General features: G+C 73.5%; 22 protein-coding genes. 9 read left to right on the top strand and 13 right to left on the bottom strand.

Annotated features, from left to right (window positions below; genetic code table 11):
* Window positions 1-34: 34 nt before the first annotated feature.
* From BU204_RS28820 to BU204_RS28830, 3 genes are read right to left on the bottom strand one after another with little or no spacing between them, the layout of a single operon-like run.
* Entirely contained in the window at window positions 35-1249 is a 1215-nt protein-coding gene (locus BU204_RS28820) for a beta-ketoacyl-[acyl-carrier-protein] synthase family protein (RefSeq protein WP_075128923.1), read from the bottom strand.
* Window positions 1249-1500 carry an acyl carrier protein gene (locus tag BU204_RS28825; RefSeq protein WP_075128924.1) on the bottom strand — a complete coding sequence of 84 codons (252 nt, stop codon included), beginning with the start codon at window positions 1498-1500 and terminating at the stop codon, window positions 1249-1251. Before BU204_RS28825 ends, BU204_RS28820 begins: the two co-directional genes overlap by 1 nt.
* Before the next feature lie 36 nt (window positions 1501-1536).
* Window positions 1537-2556 carry a beta-ketoacyl-ACP synthase III gene (locus BU204_RS28830; RefSeq protein WP_075128925.1) on the bottom strand — a complete coding sequence of 340 codons (1020 nt, stop codon included), beginning with the start codon at window positions 2554-2556 and terminating at the stop codon, window positions 1537-1539.
* A gap of 162 nt (window positions 2557-2718) precedes the next feature.
* Between BU204_RS28830 and BU204_RS28835 the strand changes: the two genes are divergently transcribed.
* Window positions 2719-4098, top strand: coding sequence for an FAD-binding oxidoreductase (locus BU204_RS28835; protein ID WP_075128926.1), 1380 nt, complete (start codon window positions 2719-2721; stop codon window positions 4096-4098).
* 46 nt (window positions 4099-4144) lie between these two features.
* Here the strand turns inward: BU204_RS28835 and BU204_RS28840 are convergent, their stop codons facing one another.
* Both BU204_RS28840 and BU204_RS28845 read right to left on the bottom strand, forming a co-directional pair.
* Window positions 4145-4480: a hypothetical protein gene (locus BU204_RS28840; protein WP_075128927.1), complete on the bottom strand. Its 336-nt coding sequence runs from the start codon at window positions 4478-4480 to the stop codon at window positions 4145-4147.
* Window positions 4481-4530: 50 nt separating this feature from the next.
* Window positions 4531-5667: an FAD-dependent oxidoreductase gene (locus BU204_RS28845; protein WP_075128928.1), complete on the bottom strand. Its 1137-nt coding sequence runs from the start codon at window positions 5665-5667 to the stop codon at window positions 4531-4533.
* 101 nt (window positions 5668-5768) lie between these two features.
* Between BU204_RS28845 and BU204_RS28850 the strand changes: the two genes are divergently transcribed.
* Entirely contained in the window at window positions 5769-6359 is a 591-nt protein-coding gene (locus tag BU204_RS28850) for a TetR/AcrR family transcriptional regulator (RefSeq protein WP_075128929.1), read from the top strand.
* A gap of 25 nt (window positions 6360-6384) precedes the next feature.
* On the opposite strand, the gene BU204_RS28855 is transcribed toward BU204_RS28850, so the two are convergent.
* Window positions 6385-6963 (bottom strand): TetR/AcrR family transcriptional regulator, encoded by a 579-nt coding sequence (locus BU204_RS28855; RefSeq protein ID WP_075128930.1) that lies wholly within the window; start codon window positions 6961-6963, stop codon window positions 6385-6387.
* 84 nt (window positions 6964-7047) lie between these two features.
* On the opposite strand from BU204_RS28855, the gene BU204_RS28860 reads away from it, so the two are divergent.
* Entirely contained in the window at window positions 7048-7488 is a 441-nt protein-coding gene (locus tag BU204_RS28860) for a nuclear transport factor 2 family protein (RefSeq protein WP_075128931.1), read from the top strand.
* A gap of 12 nt (window positions 7489-7500) precedes the next feature.
* Here the strand turns inward: BU204_RS28860 and BU204_RS28865 are convergent, their stop codons facing one another.
* A complete protein-coding gene (locus BU204_RS28865; protein ID WP_075128932.1) occupies window positions 7501-8529 on the bottom strand; it encodes a PucR family transcriptional regulator in 1029 nt (342 codons plus the stop codon).
* Window positions 8530-8623: 94 nt separating this feature from the next.
* Here BU204_RS28865 and BU204_RS28870 point away from each other — a divergent pair, with 94 nt between their 5' ends.
* Genes BU204_RS28870 through BU204_RS28880 form a run of 3 tightly spaced genes read left to right on the top strand, consistent with a single transcriptional unit; the run spans window position 8624 to window position 13045 of the window.
* The gene (locus tag BU204_RS28870) at window positions 8624-9520 is read left to right on the top strand and encodes an alpha/beta hydrolase (RefSeq protein WP_075128969.1); all 897 of its coding nucleotides are present in this window, start codon (window positions 8624-8626) and stop codon (window positions 9518-9520) included.
* 7 nt (window positions 9521-9527) lie between these two features.
* Entirely contained in the window at window positions 9528-11276 is a 1749-nt protein-coding gene (locus BU204_RS28875) for an ABC transporter ATP-binding protein (protein WP_075128933.1), read from the top strand.
* Complete coding sequence (locus tag BU204_RS28880; RefSeq protein WP_075128934.1) at window positions 11273-13045, top strand: ABC transporter ATP-binding protein; 1773 nt, start codon at window positions 11273-11275, stop codon at window positions 13043-13045. The genes BU204_RS28875 and BU204_RS28880 overlap by 4 nt, the downstream gene beginning before the upstream one ends.
* Here BU204_RS28880 and BU204_RS28885 read toward each other — a convergent pair.
* Entirely contained in the window at window positions 12993-14549 is a 1557-nt protein-coding gene (locus BU204_RS28885) for an RICIN domain-containing protein (protein ID WP_158073527.1), read from the bottom strand. The two genes, BU204_RS28880 and BU204_RS28885, sit on opposite strands and share 53 nt — an antisense overlap.
* 52 nt (window positions 14550-14601) lie before the next feature.
* Complete coding sequence (locus BU204_RS28890) at window positions 14602-17649, bottom strand: AfsR/SARP family transcriptional regulator (protein WP_075128936.1); 3048 nt, start codon at window positions 17647-17649, stop codon at window positions 14602-14604.
* A gap of 137 nt (window positions 17650-17786) precedes the next feature.
* Between BU204_RS28890 and BU204_RS28895 the strand changes: the two genes are divergently transcribed.
* Together BU204_RS28895 and BU204_RS28900 are read left to right on the top strand one after the other, a co-directional pair.
* Window positions 17787-18680 carry a GNAT family N-acetyltransferase gene (locus BU204_RS28895; RefSeq protein ID WP_083661730.1) on the top strand — a complete coding sequence of 298 codons (894 nt, stop codon included), beginning with the start codon at window positions 17787-17789 and terminating at the stop codon, window positions 18678-18680.
* Window positions 18677-19114, top strand: a complete 438-nt coding sequence (locus BU204_RS28900) for a hypothetical protein (protein ID WP_075128937.1) — start codon at window positions 18677-18679, stop codon at window positions 19112-19114. The genes BU204_RS28895 and BU204_RS28900 overlap by 4 nt, the downstream gene beginning before the upstream one ends.
* Window positions 19115-19151: 37 nt before the next feature.
* Here BU204_RS28900 and BU204_RS28905 read toward each other — a convergent pair whose 3' ends face one another.
* Both BU204_RS28905 and BU204_RS28910 read right to left on the bottom strand, forming a co-directional pair.
* Window positions 19152-20345, bottom strand: coding sequence for an MFS transporter (locus BU204_RS28905; RefSeq protein WP_075128938.1), 1194 nt, complete (start codon window positions 20343-20345; stop codon window positions 19152-19154).
* On the bottom strand, window positions 20342-20794 hold the full coding sequence (locus BU204_RS28910; RefSeq protein ID WP_198943027.1) for a carboxymuconolactone decarboxylase family protein: 453 nt from the start codon (window positions 20792-20794) through the stop codon (window positions 20342-20344). The genes BU204_RS28905 and BU204_RS28910 overlap by 4 nt, the downstream gene beginning before the upstream one ends.
* Before the next feature lie 47 nt (window positions 20795-20841).
* Here BU204_RS28910 and pdxR point away from each other — a divergent pair, with 47 nt between their 5' ends.
* Entirely contained in the window at window positions 20842-22242 is a 1401-nt protein-coding gene (gene pdxR, locus BU204_RS28915) for a MocR-like pyridoxine biosynthesis transcription factor PdxR (protein WP_075128939.1), read from the top strand.
* A gap of 3 nt (window positions 22243-22245) precedes the next feature.
* Here the strand turns inward: pdxR and BU204_RS28920 are convergent, their stop codons facing one another.
* Both BU204_RS28920 and BU204_RS28925 read right to left on the bottom strand, forming a co-directional pair.
* Entirely contained in the window at window positions 22246-22875 is a 630-nt protein-coding gene (locus BU204_RS28920) for a hypothetical protein (protein ID WP_075128940.1), read from the bottom strand.
* Entirely contained in the window at window positions 22872-23657 is a 786-nt protein-coding gene (locus BU204_RS28925) for a hypothetical protein (RefSeq protein WP_075128941.1), read from the bottom strand. The genes BU204_RS28920 and BU204_RS28925 overlap by 4 nt, the downstream gene beginning before the upstream one ends.
* Window positions 23658-23731: the final 74 nt, after the last annotated feature.

Genomic DNA, 23731 nt, shown 5'->3' on the forward strand with positions numbered 1-23731 from the left:
CTGCTGCTTCCACGGTCGGCGTCCGGCGCCGCGGTCAGGCGGCGATGACGAGGCACACGTTCTGGCCGCCGAAGCCGAACGAGTTGCTCACCGCGATGTCCACGACGGACGGGCGAGGGGCCTTGTGGACGACGTCGACGTCCAGGCCGGGCTCCAGGTCGGTCAGGTTGGCCGTCGGTGGGATGAGCCCGTGCCGGACGGTGAGCGCGGTGTAGGCCGCCTCGACCGCCGCCCCGGCGCCGAGCAGGTGGCCGGTCACGCCCTTGGTGGAGGTGACCTGCGCGTCGGAGCCGAGGAGATCTCGGATCACCGCGGACTCCGTGCGGTCGTTCGCGACGGTCGAGGTGCCGTGGGCGTTGACGTGCCTGACCTCCCGGCCCGCCACCCCGGCGTCGGCGAGCGCGGCGGACAGGGCCAGGCGGGCCCCCAGTCCCTCCGGGTGCGGCTGGGTGACGTGGTGGGCGTCGGCGGAGGCACCGTGGCCGACCACCTTCGCCACCGGCGTCACGCCACGGGCCAGCGCGTGCTCCTCGGACTCCAGCACCAGCACGCCCGCGCCCTCGCCGAGCACGAACCCGTCGCGCGCGGAGTCGAACGGCCGCGACGCCGTCGCCGGGTCGGGGTGGCGGGACAGCGCTCGCATACGGGCGAACGAGGACACGTACAGCGGGCTGATCGGCGCCTCCGAGCCCCCGGCGATGACGATGTCCGCCGCACCGAGCCGCAGGAGGTCCCGGCCGATGGCGATGGCGGAGGCGCCGGACGCGCACGCGGTGCACGGCGCCAGACAGGGTCCCCGCGCACCGAACCCGATCGCCACCTGGCCCGCGGCCATGTTCAGCAGCCCCATCGGCAGCGTCTGCGGGGAGACGTCACCCGGACCGTCGGCGAGCAGCGTTCGGTGCTGTTCCTCGAGGGTCAGCGTGCCGCCCGCGCCGGAGCCGAGGACGACCGCGACGCGCGTGCCGTCCCAGTCCTCCGGGTCCAGCTGGGCGTGGGCCAGCGCCTCCGTGGCCGCGAGCATCGTGAACGTGGTGTACCGGTCCCACTGCCGCGCGCCGCGCAGCCCGTGGTCCCGTGGCTCGAAGTCCGGCACCCGGCAGGAGATGCGGACCGGCAGGTCCGCCAGCGCCGGGTCCACAGCCGCGGCGGTCTCGCCCGCCACGACCCGTGCCCAGTTGTCGGGCACGCCGATCCCCGCGGGGGTCACCAGACCGATACCGGTGACCGCCGCGCCGAACGGCGTCATCAGCTGGTCACGCCCGCGCCGGCGAGCTTGTCCGCCAGGCTGTCGACGACGTCGCCGATGGTGGACATGGCCGCCAGGTCGTCGTCGCTGATCTCGACGCCGAACTTCTTCTTGATCGCGGTTCCCAGCTCGATCTGGGAGAGCGAGTCGAGGTCGATGTCGTCGAACGTGGCCGTCATCGTGACGTTTTCCGGCTCGATGTCGAAACGCGAGGAAAGCAGCTCAACGACTGCGTCGAAAGTATCGGTCATCACATGTCCCTTGTCAGGTTTGCTTGGTCAGGTCGATTACCGGAAAGCGTCGACGGCGAGTTTCGGCCACACCATCGTGGTGGCGCCCCACGAGAGTCCGGCCCCGAACGCGGCCAGCAGGACCCGGTCGCCGGGACGCAGCGCACCCCGCGCGGCGTAGTCGGTGAGCAGCAGCGGTATGGACGCGGCGAGCGTGTTGCCCACCTTGTCGATGTTGACCGCGACGCGCTCCGCGGGCAGGTCGAGCTCCTCGGCGACGGCCGCGACGATGCGGGCGTTGGCCTGGTGCCCGACGAACCAGTCGACGTCGTCCACCCGCCAGCCCGCCCGGGCCAGCGCAGTCCGCGACGACTGGGTCATCCGCTCCACGGCCTGCGTGTAGAGCGCGCGGCCGGACATGTGCAGGTACCAGTCCTCGGTCGGCACGGCGTCGAACCCGAGGCCGCCGCTGGCCGCGCGCTGCCGCGATCCGCCGGCCGGGATCGCCAGCAGGTCGGCCTTCGCCCCGTCGCTGCCGAGGTCGATGGGACCAACGGAACCCAACTGGCCCGGCCGTCCCGCCCGCAGCAGCACCGCGCCACCGCCGTCGCCGAAGATCGGCCTGGTGTTGCGGTCCTCCGGGTTGACCAGCGTGGTGAACGCCTCCGCGCCGATGAACAGGACGCTCTCGGCGGCTCCGGCGGCGATCAGCCCGGCCGAGGTCGCGAGCCCGTAGAGGAACCCGGAGCACGCCGAGGTGATGTCGAACGCGGCGACGGTGTCGAGGCCGAGCAGGTGCGCGACCTCCGGCGCGACGGCAGGGCACAGCCGGTCCGCGGAGGTGGTGGCCACCACGACGGCGTCGGTGGTGGACTCCCCCGCCGACTTCAGCGCACGTGCGCCTGCCTCCACCGCGATGTCCCGTGTGGACAACCCGGCGGTGACGACGCGTCGCTCCTGGATCCCGGTACGGGTCCTGATCCACTTGTCGGACGAGTCCAGGCTTTCGCACAGTTCGTCGTTGGTGACAATTTTCGGTGGCAGCCAGCCCCCGAGCCCGGCAATTACCGCAGCCATGGAGATCCTTTCCGCTGGCGGACCGGCGTTCGGCCCGTTCGATTCTGGAGGTGGGCTGGAGTACCGCTCAATTGTCCCTTCGAACAATGCAGCTGGTTGTCCTTCGGGACAGGGTCGAAAGGACAATGGAATTCCCTGCCGCCACCCCTACGCTTGCGGGACATGACCGCGCTCACGTCCGGCCTCCACGGGGTGCTGCCCGGGACCCGGGTCCTCACCGACCCCGAGGCAGTCGCCGCCTACGCCCACGACGAGGCCGAGGGCGCGCCGTACACGCTGCCGGCCGCGGTGGTGCTGCCGACGTCCACGGCCGAGGTGGCCGCGCTCGTCGCCCACTGTGCCGCCGAGGGGGTCCCGGTCGTGGCACGCGGCGCGGGCACGGGGCTCTCCGGCGGCGCGAACGCCGTCGCGGGCTCGGTCGTGGTGTCGTTCGAGGCGATGACCGGGGTCGTCGCGATCGACCGGGCCGAGCGGCTCGCGCGGGTGCGGCCGGGCACGGTCAACGACGACCTGCGGGCGGCGTGCGCCGAGCAGGGCCTGTGGTATCCGCCGGACCCCGCGAGCTCACCGTGGTCCACGATCGGCGGGAACGTGGCGACCAACGCGGGCGGGCCCTGTTGCGTGAAGTACGGGGTGACCCGCGACTACGTGCTCGGCATGGAGGTGGTCACGGGCCTGGGCGAGGTGGTGCGCCTGGGCAGGCGCACCGCGAAGGGCGTCGCCGGGTACGACCTGGCCGGGCTCATGGTCGGCTCCGAGGGCACGCTCGGGCTGATCACCGAGATCACGGTGCGGCTGCGAACCCCACCCGAGCCGGCGCGGACGGTGGTGGGGTGCTTCGACGACCTGCCGGCCGCGGGCCGGGCGGTGGCCGCGGTGGTGGGGTCGGGCGCGCAGCCGAGCGCACTGGAGCTGGTCGACCGGTTCTGCCTGCGCGCGGTGGACGAGTGGAAGCGGATGGGGCTGTCGGCCGAGGGCGACGTGCTGCTGCTGGCGCGCTGCGACACCCCGGGCGGGGCGGGCGAGGAGGAGGCGGCGGCCATCCGAGCGGCGTTCGACGCGGCCGGCGCGACGTGGAGCGAACGGTCGACCGACCAGGCCGAGGCGGACGCGCTGTTCGCCGCACGCCGGCTGGTGTACCCGGCGCTCGTGCGGCTGGGCGCGGTGCTGACCGAGGACGTCTGCGTCCCCCGCACGGAGGTGACCGAGGTCCTGGCGCGGATCGAGCGGATCGCGGAGCGGCACGACGTCCGCATCGCGTGCCTCGCACACGCGGGCGACGGCAACCTGCACCCGATGGTCGTGGTCCCTCCGGGTGACGAGGGGGCGAGGACCCGCGGCGCGCGGGCCCTCGAGCAGGTGGTGGACCTGGCGGTGGACACGGGAGGCACCGTCACCGGGGAGCACGGTGTCGGCCTGCTGAAGATGCGGGGCCTGGCACGGGAGCTGAGCCCGGCGGTGATGGCCATGCACCGGGCGGTCAAGACGGCCCTGGACCCCGCCGGCATCCTCAATCCCGGCAAGGTCTTTCCCACCGAGTGATCACGGCCGGCTCCGCGCACCCGGATGCCGACGGGCACCAGCGCCCTCAGAACCCGGAGTCCGCCCGCTCGTCGTCGGTCATCTCGAACAGCGTCCTGTCCACCCGTTCGACGTTGCCACCGCTGCCGGCGCCGACCAGACCCGCCTTGGCGTAGTCCGCCGGCCAACTGTCCAGTTCGAACAGCGCGAGCAGGGCCTGCTCCACGTTCCTCGTGTGCTGGTCGACGGCCTCCGGATCGTAGCCACGCTCGGCGGCGAGTCTCTTGCGGACGTAGGCGAGGAAGTCCGCCTCGTCACGTACTTCGAAGTCCCATCTGGCCGTGACACTGAGCCGAACCGGCGCGCGACCGCCCTTCCTGACCAAGCTCATCTCATCCGCCATCGTCGTGATCGTGGATCCGCTGGAGTAGACGGTACCGACGTGTGGGCGGCTCAGCGGTCGGACAGGCCGGCCAGGCGGTTGGCCAGGCGGCGGCGGAACACGGGCAGCGTGGCCAGGCCACGCAGCGCGAGGTTGCGCACCGGGCGGAGTGCTCGGCCCGTCGTGGCCAGTCGGGTGAGCCGGGCGGCGAAGGCCACCACCTCCACCGCCTTCGCCCGTTGGGTGTCGGCGTAGTGGTCCAACCGGGTCTCCGCCGCCCCACCGAGCACGGCGACCAGCTCCCGGGCGAGGGCCACGGCGTCCCGCAGCCCCAGGTTCATGCCCTGCCCACCGGCCGGGCTGTGCACGTGGGCCGCGTCTCCGGCCAGGAGTACGCGCCCCCGGCGGAAGGTCGCGGCGACCTGGTGGCGCACCCGGAACCGTGAGCCCCAGACCACCTCCTCCACGGCCACCTGGACGCTCGCCGGTCCGCGCGTACGGAGCAGGTCCTGGACGTACTCGGCGGTGGGCAGCGCCGGCGGGTCGTCGACCTGGCTCACGATGCGGAAGGAGCCGTCCGGCAGTGGCGCCGAGACCAGCAGCCCGCTGGTGGAGAAGAACAACACGACCTGGTCCGGCGGCAGCCCGCCGTCCACCCGCACGTCGGCCAGTACGAACGTCTCGCCGCCGTCCCCGGAGCCGAAGTCGATCCCGACGAGGTCCCGCACCGTGCTGTGCGTCCCGTCGGCGCCGAGCACGTAGCGGGCCTGGATCGGCTCGCCGTCGCCGAACGTGGCGACCACCGCGTCGTCGCGCTGCTGGAGCCCGACCAGCGTGCGCGGCCGCAGCACGGTCGCCCCCAGTTCCTCCACCCGCTCCGCCAGCACGCGCTCGGTCACCGACTGTGGGATCAGCAGCATGTGCCGGTGGGTGCTCGGCAGCTCGTCGAAGCGCACCGGCACCAGGACGCGGTCCCGGTCCCGGATCGAGAAGCGGGTGGAGGCGATGGCGAGGGCGCCCAGCCGCTCGGTGACGCCGATCTCGTCGAGCGCCTCCAGGGTGCGGGCGTGGATGACCGCGGCGCGCGAGGTGTTGTGCCCCTCCGCCTGCTTGTCCACCACGGTCACCGCCACCCCGTGTGCTGCCAGATACGCGGCCGCGGTCAACCCGACCGGGCCCGCTCCCACGACCAGGACGTCGACGGTCATGATCCTGCCTCCAAAAGTCAACAACCGTTTGCCAACAGACGTTGGCAACGTTAGGCCCGGCGCCGCTTCGATGTCAACACGCGTTGGCCTACACTCGGCCCATGACTGAGGTGGTACGGCGCTCGGACCGCACCCGGTCGGCGATCCTGGCCGCGGCGCGGGAACGCTTCGCGGCCGACGGCTTCGAACGCGCCACCATCCGCGCGATCGCCGCCGACGCGAACATCGACCCCTCGATGGTGATGCGCTACTACGGCAACAAGGAGCGGCTGTTCGCCGCGGCCGCCGAGTTCGACCTGCGGCTGCCCGACCTGGGCGCGGTGCCCCGCACAAGAACCGGCCGGGTGCTCGTCACCCACTTCCTCGACCGCTGGGAGGAGGACGAGACCCTGCAGCTCCTGCTCCGCACGGCCAGCACCAACCAGGCCGCGGTGGAGCGAATGCAGACGATCTTCGCGAGCCAGCTGCTACCGGCCGTGGCCGCCCTGCACCCCCCGTCGACCGAGCCGGCCGACATCGCCCGCCGCGCCGGGTTGGCCGCCGCGCAGATCCTCGGCCTGGCTCTGTGCCGGTACGTCCTGCGCCTGCCCCCCGTCGTCACGATGGACCGCGAGACCGTGCTCGACTGGGTCGCGCCCACCGTGCAGCGGTACCTGACCGGCACCCCGGGCTCGTCCGGAAGGCGAGGCTGAGTCCACCCGGCCGGGCCCCCGCGGGTCAGGTGGACGAGGGCCCGCGCATCCCGTCGAAGAGGACGGTCAGTGCGCGGTGGCGGAACCGTTCGCTCCACCGGCCGGTGATCGCCTCCTGGCAGAGCGCCGCGAGCAGGGCGATCACCTCGGCGGTCCGCAGGTCGTCCCGGACGGTGCCCGCTGTCCGGGCACGTTCGAGCAGAAGGTCGACGGCGGGCTGGAGGCGGGTGAGGGCGTCGCCAACGTGCACCCGGCTGCCGGTTTCGGCCAGCCGCTCGAACACAGCCCGATTCTGCGCACCGAGCGCCATGACCCGGGTGCAGAACCGGAAGAGGGCGCCCACGTCGTCGGTGGCGTTGACCAGTTCGTCCACGTCGGACACCAGCCGGTCCCACACGTTCATCACGACGGCCTGGAGCAGCTCGGGCTTGGTCGGGAAGTGCCGGAACACCGTGCCGATCGCGACGCCGGCTCGTTCCGCCACGACCTCCGTGGGAGCCGACGCTCCCTGCTCGGCGAACACGGCCTCGGCCACCTCCAGGATGCGCGCCCGGTTGCGGCGGGCGTCGGCGCGCACCGGTCGCACCGCACCATCTCGATCCATCAGTCCTCAAATCATCTTGCCAAGGTGAGTCGCGCTCACTATCGTTGATGTCGAGTCACACTCACCTTATTCCGGAGGCCCAGTATGGCACGGTCGGCAACCGACACCGCGGGTCCGCTCTCGGTGTACCGGCGCATGCGGGAGGCGGTCCTGGGCGCGGAAGCCACGCTGCTCCCCGCCGAGCTGCTGGCCGAGGACGTCGTGGTCGAGACGCCGTTCTCGCCGCCGGGAGCGGGCCGGCACGAGGGCCGCGACGCGTGGCTGGAGCACTACCGCACCAACGGCGCGGCGCTGCTGGTCCGCTTCGAACGGTTCCGCGAGCTGGCCACCCATCAGACCGACGACCCCGAGGTCATCGTCGTCGAGTACGAGCTGACCGGAACGGTCACCGCCACCGGCGTGCGGTCCTCGGTGACCTGCATCGGTGTGCTGCGGGTGCGGGACGGCCTGATCAGGCACTGGCGCGAGTACCAGGACGTCCTGGCGATCAGCGAGGCCCTGAGCCGCCGCCCCGAGGACGGTTGAGGCGAAGCCCGGTCAGCCGTCCAGGAGTCGGCGGGTGGTCAGGGCGAGCCGGGCCCGGGTGAGGGCGGTGGGGTCGGTGAGCTCCATGCCGAGGGTCTGTCCTATCTGGTCGAGCCGGCGGGCCACGCTGGTGTGGTGCAGGTGGAGTGCCTCGGCGGCTCGGCGCAGTGACCCGGTGGCGCAGTAGGCCTCCAGGGTGTCGAGGTCGCCGGGGCTCAACCGGGTCAGGGCCGCCACGTCGGGGTTGCGGCGCGCGCACTCCTCGGGGACGTCGGCTAGGAGCGCGAGCGCACCCAGGCTGTCGAAGCGCACCACCGGGTCACGTGCCGTGGTGAAGCGCAGGGCGGTGCGGGCCTCCTGCCAGGAGCGGGCCGGGCTCTCGGCGTGGCCGACGCCGGCCCGTACCCCTTCCGGGAAGCGCGCGGAGTCCACTGTAGTCGCCAGGAGGACGCCGACGTCGGTCAGCGGTGCCGCCTTCACCAGACGGGTGGGGCTGACCAGGGCACCCAGCTGGTCGAGCGGGAGCCGGGACCGCACCGCCACGACCCGGACGGGAACGTCGGCGCCGAAGCCCAGCAGGCGCAGGGCACGGCTTCTCGCCGCCTCGTCGGTGTCGGCGCCGATGACCAGCTCGACCAGGGCCGGATCGGCCATGGTGGTGCTGGCCGGGCCGTACCTCTCGACCACGGCCGCGGCGGCGATGGCGAGGCGGTCCAGCACCACGTCGTCGAGCGGACCCGGCTCGGCGGAGCGTTCCAGCCAGACGGTGCCGATCTCCTCGTCGTCGAGGGTGATGGGGGCCGTGGTGGAGGGGGTCGGTACCGGGGGCGGCGCCTCGCGGCCGTCCGGGGCGAAGCGGGTCACCCGTCCGGTGCCGTGCAGCCGGATGCCGGTCACGCACTCGGCCAGCACGGCCGAGGCCCTGGTCAGCGCCGGAAGGTCTACCCGCCGGCGCATCAGCGTGTCGTAGAACATCACGACGCGGAGCGCGCCCTCGACGTGCGAGTCCAGCTGCGACAGGCGCTCGGCCAGTGCCTCCATGGGCCGAGGATAGCTCCGATCGGTGCGTGAACTCCGCCGATCGCGCGACGGATGGCGGACGACCAGCAGCGCCGTTCCCCACAGGATGGTCGCCATGGACCCCGAACTCGAAGCGTTCCTCCCCTTCTTCCCCAAGGCCGACCTGAGCGACCCCGTCGCCGCGCGCACGCGGTTCGCCGAGCTGGCCGGCGCGGTGCCCGCACCGGACACCTCGGGCATGGACGTCGAGGACCGCACCGTGCCAGCCGACCCCGACGTGCCGGTCCGGGTCTACCGCCCGCACCAGGCACGAGGTGCTGTCGTCTGGATGCACGGCGGCGGCTTCGTCATGGGCGACCTCGACACCGAGCACCCGTGGGCCGCCCGGCTCGCCGAGAACTCGGGCGCCGTCGTGATTTCCGTGGGCTACCGCCTCGCCCCCGAGAACCCCTTCCCGGCCGCGCTGGACGACGCCTACGCCGTGCTGACCTGGGTCGCGGAGCACGCGGCCGAGCTGGGCGTCGACCCGGAGCGGATCGCGGTCGGCGGGCACAGCGCGGGCGGCGGGATCGCGGCAGCGGTGGCGTTACGGGCCCGCGACCAGCAGGGACCGCCGATCCGTTACCAGCTGCTCAACCAACCCGGTCTCGACGACCGGCAGGAGTCCTGGTCCGCGCGGCACTTCACGGACACGCCCTGGATGAACCGGGCCAAGGTCACCTCGGCCTGGGGGCACTACCTGGGGTCCGCACCCGCGTCCCCGTACGCCGCCCCGGCCAGGGCGACCGACCTGTCCGGTCTGCCGCCGGCCTACATCGGCTCCGCGGAGTTCTGCCCGAACCGCGACGAGGACATCGCCTACGCGCAACGCCTGCTGGCCGCGGGCGTCTCGGTCGAGCTGCACCAGTGGCCCGGGACCTTCCACGGCTCCCAGGCGATCCTGTCCGCCGAGGTCTCGCAGCGGCAGAACGCCGAGCTCGGCGCGGCCCTGCGCCGAGCCCTCGCCGGATGAGGCGGCGATGACGAGCGCAGAACCCGCCGGGGTGGGGCTGCTGCGCCCCCACCTGCCGAGCTTCGCCGCCGTGGTCGTCCTGCAGATCGTCGGCGCCGTCGCGGGACTGGCACCGCTGCTCGCGGTCGTCGAGCTGGGCCGGGCCCTGCTCGCACCCGGGCCGGCGGACCATGCTCGGGTGTGGACGGTCGTGGCCGTGGGTGCCGTCGGCCTGTTCGTCCGGCTGGTGCTCACCTCCGCCTCGTCCGGGATCGGGCACCTCCTCGACGACCGCGTACAGCTGGCGTTCCGCCGGCGGCTGGCCGCCCGGCTGGGGCAGGCCCCGATCGGCTGGCTCTCCCGGCGCCGCACCGGCGAACTGGCGAAGGTCGTGGGTGCGGACGTGAGCGCCGTCCACCCGGTCATCGCCCACACCCCCGGCGAGCTCGTCTCCGCGTTCGTGGTGCCGCTGGTCTCGCTGGTCTACCTGTTCACGGTGGACTGGCGGCTGACGCTGGTCACGCTGGTACCGGTCGTGCTGGCGGTGGCGTTCGTCCCCCTGATGATGACCCCGGCCCGGCTGCGCGAGCAGAAGGAGTTCGACGCCGGCATGGCCCGGATCGCGGACTCGGTGGTGGAGTTCGTGCAGGGGATCGCGGTGGTCAAGGCGTTCGGCGGGGGCGAGCGCGCGCACCGCAGGTTCCTCGCGGCGGTCGACGAGTTCGTCGCCGGCTTCCTGCGGATGGTGCGCGGCCTGGCCCCGCTCGGGGCGGGGATGCAGGTGGTGCTGTCGCCGCCGTTCGTGCTGCTGGTCGTGCTGGTCGGCGGGACCCACCTGGTGACGACCGGCGGCATGGCCCCGGCGGACGTGCTCCCCTTCCTGCTCCTCGGGCTGGGCCTGACGGCTCCGATCGCCGCGCTCGGCCACGGTTTCGACGACCTGCAGGCCGCTCGCCGCGCGGTGGACCGGATCCGCGAGGTACTCGCGGTGCGGCCGCTGCCCGAACCAGCGCATCCGGTCCCGCCGCGGGGCCACCGGGTGGAGCTGCGCGAGGTCCGGTTCGGCTATGAGGCCGGCCATGAGGTGCTGCGCGGGATCGACCTGGTGCTCGAGCCGGGCACGGTCACCGCGGTCGTCGGGCCCTCGGGCAGCGGGAAGTCCACGCTGGTCCAGCTGTTGCCGCGGTTCTTCGACCCGACCGCGGGCCGCGTCGTGCTGGGCGGGGTCGACCTGCGGGAGATCGGCGGCCGGCAGCTGCACCGGATGGTCTCCTTCGTCTTCCAGGACGTCCGGCTGCTGCGTGCCTCGGTCGCGGACAACATCGCGCTCGCCGTTCCTCACGCCGACCTCGACGACGTGGTCCGCGCCGCCAGCCTGGCGGGCATCCACGAGCGGGTCCTCGAGCTCCCCAGGGGCTACGACACGGTCATCGGCACCGAGGTGGGGCTGTCCGGCGGTGAGGCGCAGCGGGTCGCGATCGCCCGCGCGCTGCTCGCCGACACACCGGTCCTCGTGCTCGACGAGGCGACGGCGTTCGCCGACCCGCACACCGAACAGGCGGTGCGCCGGGCGCTGACGACGCTCGGGGACGACCGGACGGTCCTGGTCATCGCCCACCGGCTGGAGACGGTCGCCGGCGCCGACACGGTCGTCCTGCTGGAGGACGGGTCGATCGTGGAGCGTGGCCGGCCGGCCGACCTGTTGGCGGAGAACGGGAAGTTCGCCGCGTTCTGGAACGCCCGGAGTGGACTGTCACAAGGAGACGAAGCGCGATGATCTCAACGCTGCTGCGCGTACTGGGACCCGACTACGCCCGGCCGGTGCGACGCACCATCGCCCTGATGACCACCACGGCGGTCGCCGAGGGACTGTCCTACGCGCTGCTGGTCCCCGTGCTGACGGCGCTGTTGGGCAGCGACCCCGGTGGTGCCTGGCCCTGGCTGGCCACGTTCGGGGCCGCGGTCGCGGCCTACGCGGCGCTGCGCTACCGCGCCGACCGGTCGGGGTTCACCACCGCGAGCATCCTGTTGCACGGAACGTACCGCCGTCTCGGGGACCACCTCGCTCGCCTGCCGGTCGGCTGGTTCCACGGCGCCCGGGTCGGGGAGGTGTCGGTCCTGGCCAGCAGCGGTGTCCTGCAGGTGCTGAGCGTGATCGCACACCTGCTGGCCCCGTTCGTCACCGCCTGCGTGACCCCGCTGACGATCGTCGCCGTGATGCTCGCCGTCAACTGGCGGCTGGGGTTGGCCGCGTTGGCCGCGGCCCCGGTCGTGGTGGCGATCCAGGTCTGGACGGGACGGTCGATGGCCGCCCACGACGCGGAGCGCGCCGAACGCGCCCACGAGGCCAGCGGACGTGTCATCGAGTACCTCCAGGCCCAGCCGGTGCTGCGGGCGGGCGGGCGCACCGGTGAACGCTTCGGGCTGCTCGACGACTCGCTGCGGGAGATCCAGCGCGTGTCGCGCCGTACCGTGCTGTCGGCGCTGCCCGGTGCGGTGGCGCTGACGCTCGTGGTGCAGGTGGTGTTCACCGTGCTGCTGGTCCTGAGCGCCTACCTCGCGCTCGGCGGCGGCACCGGAGCGGCGGAGGTCCTGGCGGTCCTGGTACTGGCCGCCCGCTGCGCGGACCCGCTGCTGTCCCTGTCGGACATGGGTGGCAAGCTCCGCGGCGCGCGGTCCGAGCTGGTTCGGCTGGAGACGCTGCTGAGCACCGAGCCGCTGCCCGAACCCCGGCACCCGGTCCGGCCGGGCCGCCACGACCTCGAGCTGGACTCAGTCACCTTCCGGCACGGCGACCACCCGGTGCTCGACGGGGTCTCGCTGTCGGTCCGGGAGGGACAGCGGCTGGCCGTGGTCGGGCCGTCCGGTGCGGGCAAGAGCACCGTCCTGCAGCTGCTCGCCCGCTTCTACGACGTGGACGCCGGCGCGGTCCGGGTGGGCGGCGTGGACGTCCGCGCCGTCGACCCCGAGGTTCTGATGGCGCGGATCGCCATCGTCTTCCAGGAGGTCTACCTCTTCGACGGCACGATCGAGGAGAACGTCCGCCTCGGCCGGCCCGACGCCGGCGGGACCGAGGTCCGCGCGGCCGCCGCCGCGGCGCGGCTCGACGAGGTGGTCGCCCGCCTGCCCGACGGCTGGGCGACGAACGTCGGCGAGGGCGGCGCGCGGCTGTCCGGCGGCGAACGCCAACGCGTGGCGATCGCCCGTGCGCTGCTGAAGGACGCGCCCATCGTCCTGCTGGACGAGGTGACCTCGGCCCTCGACCCGGCCAACGAGGCGGCCGTCCACGAGGGGGTCGAGCGCCTGTTGGCCGGGCGGACGGTGGTACTGGTCGCCCACCGGCTGCGCACCGTCCACCGCGCCGACCACATCGCCTTCCTGGCCGACGGGCGGATCGTGGAACAGGGCAGCCACGAGGAGCTGCTGCGCCGAGGCGGGCGCTACGCCGAGTTCTGGCACCTGTCCACGGCAACGGCCAGCGGACAACCACCGGTCAGCTCGGGGCGTTCCAGCGCTGGTTCTCCTCGCCGTGACAGGTCCAGATGATCAGCTGGGTGCCGTCGGCGGTGTTGCTCGCCGGGACGTCGAGGCACTTGCCGGACGGGGGGTTGATGATCCGGCCCTCGGCGGCGGTGGCCCACAGCTGCGCGGGGGTGCCGTTGCAGCCGTAGAGCTGCACCGTCGTGCCGTCGTCGGTGCGGCCGCCGGCGACGTCGAGGCACTTGCCCAGGGCTCGCAGGGTGCCGTCCGGAGAGAACTCCCACTGCTGGGCGTCGTTCCCGGTGCACTCGTGGAGCTGGACGGGGGTGCCGTCGGCGGTGTTGGCACCGGCCACGTCGACGCACTTCCCCGCCAGGCCGGTGATCTCACCGGTCGGCGGGGCCTGGGTCGTGGTGGTCGTGGTCGTGGTCGTGGTGGTGGTCGTCGTGGTGGTCACCGCTGACTCGGTGGTGGGCGGGGACGTCTGCTGGCTCGCCCTGATCGGCCGGTCCGGGGTGAGCACGCTGAACATGATCACGGCGAACAGGACCGTCACCGCGACCGCCCCGCCGGAGACGACAGCCCACATGTCCGGCTTCCAGCGCCGGCGCTCGGGCTCGGGCTCGGGCCGACGGGGGCTGGTCGAGGGCTTGCGGGGCCGCGCGGGAGCGGAGACGGGCGCCGGAACGGGTGCGATGTGGACCGTGGGTGCCTCGACCGAGGGCTGGTCGGCCCCGGGAACGCTGGCCAGCAGGCGGGCGACCTCGATCTCCCGCTCGGCGATCATCGACCCGACCAAGGACGGCCACGGGGCCGGCGGGACCGGGCCGATCATCACCGGCAGCTGGTCCGGGCTGGGACGCTGCCGCGGGTCGGCGGCGAGGCACCCGGCCAGCAGCCGGCGAACGCGCTCGGGCAACGACGCGGGGATGTCCGGCTGGGACCACCCCCGGACCGACGGGGTGCGTCCCGTGGCCGCGACGTGCAGCACCGCGCCGAGCGAGAACACGTCGCTCACCGGGGTGATCGGCTGGCCGCTCCCCTGCTCGGGCGAGCTGAACTCCCGGGGCCCGACCCCGGCCTCGGCGGCCGCGCGGCCGATGCCGAAGTCGAGCACGCGCACGCCCTGCCCGGTGAGCCATGCGGTGGCCGGGGTCAGGTCCAGGTGTGGCAGACCGGCCCGGTGCAGCTCGCCGAGCGCCGCCGCCAGGCCGGTCGCCAGCTGGAGCAGGGCGTCCTCGCCGAGCAGGACCCCGCGTTCGACCAGCTCCCGAAGCGACAGTCCCGGCGGGAGCTCCGCGGCGACCCAGGGCGTGGCCGCGGCCGGGTCGGCGCCGACGACCGGCATGGTGAGCGTCGCGGGAACCTGGCGCAGTGCCGCGACCTGGTGGGCGAACCGCTGCGGGAAGCCCTCGTGGGCGGCCAGGGTCGCGTCGACCAGCTTCACCAGCGCCGGCCGCGCGTGCGGGCCGCTGACCAGCAGTACCCGGCCCGTCTCGTCCGTCTCGAGCCCGGCGAGCACGGGGTAGGGCCCCACCTGTCTCGGGTCCGAGTCCCCGAGTGACCTCACTGTCCACCTCCTGTGCCGCAGCCACCCGCGCTGGGGAGCCTGCCACAGTCGATCAGGACGGGTCAGGACAACCGGGATCCAGGTCGGGCGAGCCGAGCGCGGCGAGGTCGGCGCGCACCTCCTCGGCCTCGGGCATGCCGAGCTCGAGGTAGAGCGCCAGCGCCTCGCGGTAGTGGGACCGGGCGGTGTCGGGGTCGTCGAGGGCGCGGTGGGCGTGGCCGAGCCCGGCACGAGCCCGCGCCTGCTGATCGCGTGCGCCGATCTCGGTGGCGATGTCGAGCGCCGCGGTGTGGTGGGCGAGCGCCTCGGCGGGTGCTCCGGCGGCGTGGGCGGCGGCGCCGAGGCCGTTGCGGGCCCAGGCCTCGCCCTCCCGGTCACGCGACTCCCGCCGCAGCTCGAGGGAGCGCCGGAGGTGTTCGACGGCCCGTTCGGGCCGGCCGAGGCGGGTGTGCACGATGCCGAGGGTGTCCAGCGCGCTGGCCTCGCCGGCGTGGTTGCCCAGCGTCCGGTACAGCGCCAGGGACTGTCCCAGGTGCTCGAGCGCCGCCTGGTGGTAGCCGCGCTGTTGCTCGAGGATGCCGAGGGTCTCCAGGGCACGCGCCTCGCCGTCCCGGTCGCCGCTGCGCCGGTAGAGCGCCAGCGCCTCGTCGCAGTGGGCGGTCGCGGTGTCGTAGGCACCCAGCCGCCGCTCGATGATGCTCAGGTTGCCCAGCACGCGGGCCTGGCCGTCCTCGTCGCCGGCCTCGCGGAACAGCTCCAGCGCCTGGTGGAGGTACTCCACCGCGGGCCCGTGACGACCCAGCATCCCCTCCACGATGCACAGGCCGTTGAGCACCTGGGCCTGTCCGGTCCGGTCACCGGTGCGCCGGAACAGGGCCAGGGCCTGGTGGAGGTGCTCGAGGGCCGGCTCGTGGCGGCTCAGCTGCCGGTAGGTCTTGCCGATGCCGAGCAGCGCGTGCGCCTGTGCGCCCAGGTCCCCGACCTGGGCGGCGGCCTGGTGGGCGTGGGTGTGCAGGGTCAGCGCGTCGGTGTAGTGGCCGGCGTCGAGGTAGCGGTAGAGCACGGTGGACAGTCCGATCGCGTGGCGCGGCCGGCCGTGTCCGGCCGCGTGTACGGCGGTCGCGACCAGGTTGGCGCGTTCGGCGTCCAGCCACGAGCGGGCTCGGTCCGGATCGGACAGTTCTGGGGCCGGCCGGCCCGCGCTCGGCGTGCGGTGGTGTTCCTCGGCCGGATGGAGGACGTCCATGGCCGCGGCGGCGGTTGCCAGGTAGTAGTCGAACAGCCGGTCGAGCGCCGCCCGGGACTCGTCCGCGGCGTCCTCTCCGGTGGCGAGGCTCGTGGCGTAGGCACGCAGCAGGTCGTGCATGCCGAACCGGCCGTGGTCGGTGGCGTGCACCAGGTGGGCGCGGTCGAGCGTGGTGAGGGCACGTCGGGCGAGGTCGAGGCTGGTGTCGACCAACGCTGCCGCCGCGTACGCGTCGAGGTCGGGTCCGGGGTGCAGGCCGAGGACGGGGAACATCCGGGCGGCGTCGGGTGGCAGGTGCCGCACCGACCAGGAGAAAACCGACGTCACCGCGGCTCGGGGGTCACCCCCCGCGTCCAGGAGATGCAGCCGGCGCCGCTGGTCGGCCAGGTCGTCGGCCAGGTCGGCGAGCGTGCTCGTCGGCCGGGAGACCGCCAGCTCGGCGGCGACGCGCAGCGCCAGCGGCAGGCGGGCGCAGCGCTCCGCGAGGTCGGCGAGGGCACGGGGTTCGGCCTCGGCCCGTTTCCCGATCAGCCGCCGCAGCAGGGCGACGGCGTCCTCGTGCGGGAGCAGGTCGAGGTCCAACCGGCGCGCGCCGTGCAGGGCGACCAGCCCGGCGAGGGAGTCCCGGCTGGTCACCAGGGCGGTGCAGGACAGGGCGCCGGGCAGCAACGGGCGGACCTGCTCGGCGGTGGACGCGTTGTCCAGCAGGACCAGCACCCGCCGGTGGGCGAGCTCGGAGCGGTAGCGGACGGCACGCTCCTCGACGCCGAGGGGGATGTCCTGGGTGGGCACGCCCAGTGCGGACAGGAGCCCGGCGAGGGCGTCGCCGGCGCTGACGGGCTGGTCGGGGTCGTAGCCGCGCAGGTTCACGTACAGCTGACCGTCGGGGAACCGGTCGGCCACCCGGTGCGCCCAGTGCACGGCGAGCGCCGTCTTGCCCACGCCGGCCGTGCCGGACACCGCGGACACGACCACCGTCGCAGCCCGCCCCTCCGCGCCGCTCAACACGCCGTCGAGCTGGGCGAGCTCGCCGGCCCGCCCGGTGAAACCGGGTACGTCCAGGGGGAGCTGTGCCGGACCGGCCGGCCGGGAGGGCGCGGGCGCCTGCCGCAGACCGCCCCGCAGGATCGCCAGGTGCGTGCGCCGGAGCTCGTCGCCGGGCTCCACGCCCAGCTCATCGACGAGGCGCTGTCTCGTCTCGCCGTACCGCTCGAGCGCCTCGGCCTGGCGTCCGGCGGCGTGCAGCGCGCGCATCACGGTGGCGGTGAGCGACTCGACCAGCGGGTGCTCGGCCAGCAGGCGGCTCAGGGGCTCGACGACGCCGACCGCGTTGCCGATCTCGAGCTCCGCACGCGCCCAGGCGACGACGGTGTCGAGGTGCTCGCGGAGCCAGGCGTCGCGGGTACGGGCGGCCCACGCCCCCGGCAGCCCCGACAGGGGCTCTCCCCGCCACAGACCGCGGGCCTCGCGCAGCAGCGACAGCCGCCGGCGCTGGGGACAGGCCGGGTCGCGGGCCTGTTCGACCAGGTCTCGGTACCGGTGGAGGTCCACCCGGGCCGGGTCGATCTCCAGGGCGTAGCCGCCGCCCCGGCGCACCACCGGGGCGGCCTCGCCCTCGGAGGTGCCGGTGCGCTCCAACAGCCGGCGGATCCGCGTCAGATGCGTGTGCAGCGTTCGCCGCGCGCGCTGCGGGGCCGCCGTCCCCCACACCCGGTCGACCAGAACCGGAACCGGGACCGGGCGTCCCGCGTCGACGGCGAGGGCGGCCAACACCTCACAGCACTGCGGTGGGCCCACCGCGACGGTCCGCCCACCGGCGTGCACCTCGACCGGCCCCAACAAGCGAAGTTCCATCTCCGCCTCCGTGCAGCAATTGCTGACACCCGGCGAGTCAACCATTCACCAGAGCGGCGCCGTTGACAACACGTTGACAGCTCGACCGACACGACACCCGCATCCTGTCCGTCGTCACCGACGGAAGGACGCGAACCGTGACCGCCCAAGCCGAACCGATCACGTTTCCGCCGGCGCCGGGCCGGCAGGACCACCGCCGGGAGCTCGCCGAGCTCCTCGGCTTGACCGTCGCGGAGCTGCCCGACGAGGCCCGGTTCGTCGACGATCTCGCGCTGGACAGCCTGGACATGATGAGCCTCGCCGCGTGGCTGGACGAACGGGGTGTGCGGGTCGACCCGGCGCACGCGACGCTTGGCAGCGTCGGCGAGGTGTTGGCACTGCTGGACAACACGGCCGCGCTGGGGCTGACCGGGCTGTCGGTCGAGATGTCGGACGGACGGAGCGAGCTGCCGGGACCTCCCGCGCCGCCGGCCGATCCGCTGGTGCCGGTGCTGGAGACGCGGACGTTCCGGCTGGTTCCGTTGGAACCGAAGGACGTTCCGTTCCTCTACGCGTTGGCCGTGCACCCGCGGAACTGCTTCCGGTGGCGCTACCACGGCGTTCCGCCGTCACCGGAACGCTTCACCGACGAGCTGTGGGCGCACGTCCTCACGCAGTACGTGGTGCGGCGGGTGGACGACAACCAGCCGGTGGGCCACGTCGTCGCCTACGGGGCCAACCAGAACGTCAGCCATGCCTTTCTGGGCGCGGTGTTCCAGGGGAGGTACCCGGGAACCGGTCTCGCCGCCGAGACCGTCGCGCTGTTCGCCAGGCACCTCTTCCGCGTCTTCCCGCTCCGCAAGCTGTACCTGGAGATCCCCGACTTCAACTGGGGCCAGCTGAGCAGCGGGGAGGGCACCTACTTCGAGACCGAGGGCGTGCTGCGCGAGCACGTCTACTACGCGGGCCGCTACTGGGACCAGCGGGTCTGCGCCATCTACGGAGACATGCACGGGCAGAAGCCGAACCCAGCGAAGGGAACCGCACGATGAGGTCCATCACCAGCCGCGCCCCCGCGCTCGCCCTGGCCATCGCCGCCGCGGGCGCCACGACCGCACTCGCACCGACGGCGGCGCAGGCCGACACCGCCGCCCAGGAGCCGCTGGCGCAGCTTCGGATCGCCGGGCCGGACGGCGAGGTCACCGTCCAGGGCACCTGCGGCGACTCGTTCACCCCCGAGATCGTCGACGGGTGGGGGTTCGTGACCGCCCGCGCCTACTGGAGCGTCTGGTGCTCGAACGGCAACGTCTACATGGAAGGCTGGGTCGACGACGCCCGCTCGGACGGAGCCTGCGCCGCGGTACGGGGCGAGTTCCCCAACAACCCGACCCAGGTCGCCCACAACTGCCCCGCCGACAGCCCCCGCACCGAGTTCACGTTCAAGGGCACCGGCCGGATCGTGAACGGGTATCTGTTCCTGGACTGAGAACCGGGGGCGAGGGCGGGTGGCCGGCGGGGGTCGGTCACCCGCCCTTCGGTGCCGCCACGGCCCTGGCGAGGGCGAGCGGGGTGAGTACGGCCAGGCCCGCGCCGATCCACAGCACGCTCGTCGCGGTCAGGGTGTCCACGGTGAGGCCGCCGGCCAGGGAGCCCAGGGCGATGGAGAGGTTGAACGTGGAGACGTAGAGGGACGAGGCGGCCTCGGTGGCGGTCGGGGCGGCCGTGAGGATCCAGGTCTGGAACGTGACCGGGACCGCGCCGTAGCCCAGGCCCCACAGGACGAGCAACGCCCCGGCCGTGGCGACGGTGGTGTCGACGGTGGCCAGGAGCACCATCGCCGAGGCGAGTACCAGGGCGATGCCGACGATCGTCGCCCGCGGGTTCCTGGTGACCAGGGCGCCGGCGAGGAAGTTGCCGCAGATCCCCGCCACGCCGAACACCAACAGGAGCGTGCCGATCAGGTGGTCTGCGACCCCGTGGGCCAGCAGGACCGGCCGGACGAACGTGTAGGCCAGGAAATGGCCGGTGATGACGAGGAACGCCATCAGCAGGCCAGCGCGCACCCCCGCGCTGTCGCGGAACACCCGGGGCAGGTCGGCCAGGCCGAGCACGCGCTCCTGGGGCAGCCGCGGCAGCAGGAAGACCAAGCAGGCCAACGAGACCAGCCCGAGCACCCCGACCGCGGTGAACGCGAGACGCCAGCCGCCGAGGTCGCCCAGCACGGTGCCGGCGGGCACCCCCAGAACCGACGCCGTCTCGACACCGCCGAAGATCACCGCGGTCGCCCGGGGCACCTGGCGCTCGGGGACCAGGCGCAGCGCGATCCCGCCGGCGATCGACCAGAACCCGCCCACGCTGATCCCGATCAGGAAACGGGCGAGCAGCACGACGGCGAAGCTGGTCGCCAGGCCGGAGGCGAGGTTGGCCGCACCGACGAGTCCGATCAGGACGGACAGCACGAGGCGGCGGTCGAGGCGGCCGGTGAGCACGGTGACCAAGGGCGCGGACACGGCGGCGACCAGGCCCGGCACGGTCACCATCAGCCCGGCCACGCCCTCGGACACCGCCAGGTCGGCGCCGACCGGCGTCAGCAGACCGACCGGCAACAGCTCGGAGGTCATCAGGGCGAAGATGCCCAGGGTCACCGCCAGCACCGCGGCCCAGCCCCGGGCCGCCGACCGGCCGGTGCCGGTCGCGGCCGTGTCGAGAGAGCTCACCGGGTCCCCGGTGTCTTGCGGGTGGTGACGTTCATCCGGTTCCACGCATTGACCGTCAGGATCACCGCGACCAGCTGGGCGAGCTCCTCGTCGGCGAAGTGTTCGGCGGCCTGCTCGTAGACCTCGTCCGGCACCCCGTCGGGAAGCCGGGTGACGGCCTCGGTCAACGCGAGCGCCGCCCGCTCCCGTCCGGTGTAGACAGAGGCCTCCTCCCACGCGCTGAGCTGGTAGATCCGGTCCTCGGTCTCGCCGGCCTTGCGGGCGTCGGTGGTGTGGTAGTCGATGCAGTACGCGCAGCGGTTGATCTGCGAGGCCCGGATCTGGACCAGCTCCACCAGCACCGGGTCGACACCGCGCCGAGCCGCGGCGTCCAGCGCGAGGACCGCCTTGAAGACCTGCGGCGCGACCGCGGAGAAGTTCATGCGCTCGGGCACCTGGAACGTTGTCATGGCAGTGACCCTATGACCGGAAAGGCCCACGGGTATGGTGCATTCCCATGGCAAGTACGTGGGCCAATTCGGCGGACCTGCATCTCGAGCTCCAGGGTCCGGGAACCCGCCGGGCTCAGCTCATGCACGCGTTGCGGGAGGCCATCCGGTCCGGCCGGCTCGCCCCCGACACCCGGCTGCCGCCCTACCGCGGCCTCGCCCACGACCTGGGGATCGCCCGCAACACGGTGGCCGCCGCCTACGCGGAGCTCGTCGAGGAAGGCTGGCTGACCGCACGACAGGGCTCCGGAACCCGGGTCGCCCGTCGCGCCGTGCCGGCGCCGGCGGACCCGGTGCGACGCCCGAGCGGTCCGCCGCGGCCGGAGCTCCGCCACGACCTGCGGCCCAGCTCGCCGACCGCCGCCGCCTTCCCGCGCGCGGCCTGGCTCACCTCGGCGCGCCGCGCGCTGACCGCAGCGCCCAGCGAGGCCTTCGGGGTGGGCGACCCGCGCGGCCGGCCGGAGCTGCGCCGCGCTGTGGCCGAGTACCTGGCTCGGGCGCGAGGCGCGCGCACCGACCCGGACCGGATCGTCATCTGCTCGGGGTTCGCGCACGGCCTGCGGTTGCTGGCCGAGGTGCTCGACGGTCCTGTCGCGACGGAGTCCTACGGGCTGGACTTCCACCGGGAGTGCCTGCACAGAGGCGGGCTGCGCACCGTGGCGCTGAGCATCGACGCGCACGGCGCCCGCGTGGACGAGCTGCCGGACACCGGCGCGAGGGCGGTCCTGCTGACCCCCGCGCACCAGTACCCGACCGGCGGCGCGCTCCACCCGCGGCGCCGGGCGGCGGTGGTCGACTGGGCCCGCTCGACGGGTGCGCTGCTCCTCGAGGACGACTACGACGGCGAGTTCCGCTACGACCGCGAGCCGGTGGGCGCGGTCCAGGGGCTCGACCCCGAGCGCGTGGTCTACCTCGGCTCGACCAGCAAGAGCCTGTCCCCCGCGTTGCGGCTCGGATGGCTGGCACTACCGGGGTCGATCATCGACGAGGTCGTCGCCGCCAAGGGGCAGCGGGAGCTGACGGCGGGTGTCGTCGACCAGCTCACCCTCGCCGACCTGATCGCCCACGGCGCCTACGACCGGCACCTGCGCCGTATGCGGCAGAGCTACCGGCGACGGCGGGACCTCCTCGTCCGCACGCTCGCGAGCCGCGCGCCGCGGGTCCGGGTGAGCGGCATCGCGGCGGGGCTGCACGCCGTGCTCGAGCTGCCAGCGGGCACCGAGGACGCCGCGCTCGCCGCCGCCCACCGGCTCGGCATCGCCCTCGACGGGCTGCGCGCCTACCGGCACCCGGACAGCCAAATGCCGGTGCGCGACGGGCTGGTCATCGGCTACGGCACACCGCCCGACCACGCCTTCGCCGCGGCACTGGACGCGCTGTGCCTGGCCCTGGCACGGAGCACCGCCTGAGGGTCACTGGTGTGGTCCCACATGGATGATCACGAACTTGCCGCCCTGGAAGTGGCCGACCACGCAGCGGCGGGGGTTCCTGTTCCGGTCGAAGTAGACGGTGAACGAGGTGGACGCCCCGTAGCGTTCGCTGTCGGCCCGGACCAGCTCGAAGTTCCCGCGCGGCTGGCCGCGCAGCCAGTCCTCGACCGTGGTGTCCGCGAAGAAGTCGATCGTGACCTCGTCGGGGTTCTCGCCCCCTTCGAGGTGGCGGTAGAAGCTGTCCGTGCGCTCGAACTGGGGCTCCTCGTCGAAGGCGGCCCAGAACGGGGTCGCTAGGGCCTCGGCGGCCTCCGTGCGCCTGCGCTCGTCCTCCTGGGCGTCAGCGACGCGCTGCCGGACGCTCTCCGCGGTCCTCTCGCGCACCCTCAGCCCACCCTGGGCGAACAGGCGCGCCGCCGCGCCACCACGTCCCCCGCGCCGGTTGACCTCGTCGCGCGTCTTCTTCGTCGCCCGCTCGGTCACCTCGGCCTTGACCTCATCCCGCTTGCGCTTCCGGTCGTCGCCACCCCGGTCGTCGCGACCGCGGTCGTCGCCCCGACGGTCGTCGCCCCCGCCGGGGTTGGTCGAACCGCTCTGCTCGACGCTGGTCATTCGGCCATCTCCTCGGCGATGTTCTGCCGCACGGTGGCGGCGATCTCGGACAGGTCCTCCGCGCTCAGCGCCTCCGCGCCCTCGACCTCCGAGGCGGCCTCGGCGACGAGCCGCTCGACCAGCGCGTCGACGTCGAGCTCCGCCTCCTCGGCGGGCGTCCCGCCGGAGTCGGGCACCGTGCCGGAGTCGGGCTCGGCGGGGCTCAGCAGCTCGCCGACAAGGTCGGTCAGCCAGGCGAGCTTGTGGTCGTCGGGGTGGGCGTCCCAGCCGCTCCCCCACCGGGGGTCGAGCTGCTGGCCGAGATAGTGGCGCCAGTCCGACCCCCAGGCCTGCGCCAGGCGGCCGCCGATCTCGGCGCCCACCCAGGCGAACCGGTCCCCCGAGTCGGGCTCGGCGGTCTCGGCGGCGGGTTCGGCCGCACCGGTCTCGGCCTGCTGGGCCTCGGCGGCGTCGCCGTAGCGCTGCCAGTACAGCTCCCAGTACGCGCCCGGCAGCTGCGGACGCACCGCGAGCACCCGTTCCACCGGCGCCAGCCCGTCACCGGCCCACCCCACCGCCTCCAGGAACGCCTCCACCGACGCGGTGTCGAGCGCGCCGGCCCCGTCCCGCACCCGCGCGGCGAACCGCGTCAGGTCCTGGTCCTCCTCGCCGGCGGCGTAGGCCGCCTGAAGGAGGTCGAACCAGTAGTCGACCTCCGCGTCGCTGGTCAACGGGACAGCCGCGATCAGCTCCGCGGTGTCGTTGTCGACCCCGCTCGGCAACGCGGTGAAGGGAGTGGCCATGCCACCACAGTCCCCCGACCGGCACGCGGGTGATGCCGCCGCAGGGGTGGGACCGCGGCTGCCGATCCCGTCAC

The organism is Actinophytocola xanthii (genome assembly GCF_001921205.1).
Taxonomy (GTDB): Bacteria; Actinomycetota; Actinomycetes; order Mycobacteriales; family Pseudonocardiaceae; genus Actinophytocola; species Actinophytocola xanthii.

Bases quoted from the DNA above. Each gene is read 5' to 3' on its own strand.
- BU204_RS28870 (WP_075128969.1), top strand. From the start codon at position 8,624: ATGGACCCCGAACTCGAAGCGTTCCTCCCCTTCTTCCCCAAGGCCGAC.
- BU204_RS28855 (WP_075128930.1), bottom strand. From the start codon at position 6,963: ATGGATCGAGATGGTGCGGTGCGACCGGTGCGCGCCGACGCCCGCCGC.
- BU204_RS28820 (WP_075128923.1), bottom strand. From the start codon at position 1,249: ATGACGCCGTTCGGCGCGGCGGTCACCGGTATCGGTCTGGTGACCCCC.
- BU204_RS28920 (WP_075128940.1), bottom strand. From the start codon at position 22,875: ATGACCAGCGTCGAGCAGAGCGGTTCGACCAACCCCGGCGGGGGCGAC.
- BU204_RS28875 (WP_075128933.1), top strand. From the start codon at position 9,528: ATGACGAGCGCAGAACCCGCCGGGGTGGGGCTGCTGCGCCCCCACCTG.
- pdxR (WP_075128939.1), top strand. From the start codon at position 20,842: ATGGCAAGTACGTGGGCCAATTCGGCGGACCTGCATCTCGAGCTCCAG.
- BU204_RS28890 (WP_075128936.1), bottom strand. From the start codon at position 17,649: ATGGAACTTCGCTTGTTGGGGCCGGTCGAGGTGCACGCCGGTGGGCGG.
- BU204_RS28910 (WP_198943027.1), bottom strand. From the start codon at position 20,794: ATGACAACGTTCCAGGTGCCCGAGCGCATGAACTTCTCCGCGGTCGCG.
- BU204_RS28865 (WP_075128932.1), bottom strand. From the start codon at position 8,529: ATGGAGGCACTGGCCGAGCGCCTGTCGCAGCTGGACTCGCACGTCGAG.
- BU204_RS28925 (WP_075128941.1), bottom strand. From the start codon at position 23,657: ATGGCCACTCCCTTCACCGCGTTGCCGAGCGGGGTCGACAACGACACC.
- BU204_RS28850 (WP_075128929.1), top strand. From the start codon at position 5,769: ATGACTGAGGTGGTACGGCGCTCGGACCGCACCCGGTCGGCGATCCTG.
- BU204_RS28900 (WP_075128937.1), top strand. From the start codon at position 18,677: ATGAGGTCCATCACCAGCCGCGCCCCCGCGCTCGCCCTGGCCATCGCC.
- BU204_RS28880 (WP_075128934.1), top strand. From the start codon at position 11,273: ATGATCTCAACGCTGCTGCGCGTACTGGGACCCGACTACGCCCGGCCG.
- BU204_RS28845 (WP_075128928.1), bottom strand. From the start codon at position 5,667: ATGACCGTCGACGTCCTGGTCGTGGGAGCGGGCCCGGTCGGGTTGACC.
- BU204_RS28835 (WP_075128926.1), top strand. From the start codon at position 2,719: ATGACCGCGCTCACGTCCGGCCTCCACGGGGTGCTGCCCGGGACCCGG.
- BU204_RS28825 (WP_075128924.1), bottom strand. From the start codon at position 1,500: ATGACCGATACTTTCGACGCAGTCGTTGAGCTGCTTTCCTCGCGTTTC.
- BU204_RS28860 (WP_075128931.1), top strand. From the start codon at position 7,048: ATGGCACGGTCGGCAACCGACACCGCGGGTCCGCTCTCGGTGTACCGG.
- BU204_RS28840 (WP_075128927.1), bottom strand. From the start codon at position 4,480: ATGGCGGATGAGATGAGCTTGGTCAGGAAGGGCGGTCGCGCGCCGGTT.
- BU204_RS28830 (WP_075128925.1), bottom strand. From the start codon at position 2,556: ATGGCTGCGGTAATTGCCGGGCTCGGGGGCTGGCTGCCACCGAAAATT.